Below are 402 nucleotides of genomic sequence, written 5' to 3' on the forward strand. Positions count from 1 at the left end.
CGCTCGAAGCGGCCGAGCTTCTTGATGTCGAGATGGATCATCTCGCCGGGTGCCTGGCGCTCGTAGCGGCGCACCGGTTCGGCGGGTTCGAGATCGCGCATCCGGTTGAGCCCGAGGCGGCGCAGGATGCGGCTGACGGTGGCCGGCGACAGTGCCAGTTCCATCGCGATCCGTTTGCCCGTCCAGCGCTGCCGGCGCAACGCCTCGACCCGTGCCACGGTCTGCGGCGGGGTGGGACGGTAAAGGCGACGCGGCCGGGACGAGCGATCCTGAAGGCCTGCCACGCCTTCGGCCTGGAAGCGGGCGACCCATTTGCGGGCGGTGCGCTCGCACACGCCCGCCGCTTCGGCCGCGGCCTTCAATGGCCGACCGCAGAGCACAAGCCGGACAAGACGCTCTCGA

Annotated in this window: 1 protein-coding gene; it reads right to left on the bottom strand. The window is 70.6% G+C overall.

Annotated features, from left to right (window positions below; all coding sequences use genetic code 11):
• Nucleotides 1–380, bottom strand: a 380-nt coding sequence (locus FJU11_RS18205) for a helix-turn-helix domain-containing protein (RefSeq protein ID WP_141168491.1), incomplete at its 3' end; no start/stop codon positions are given.
• Nucleotides 381–402 lie beyond the last annotated feature (22 nt).

It is taken from the genome of Pararhizobium mangrovi (assembly GCF_006516965.1).
GTDB lineage: Bacteria > Pseudomonadota > Alphaproteobacteria > Rhizobiales > Rhizobiaceae > Pararhizobium_B > Pararhizobium_B mangrovi.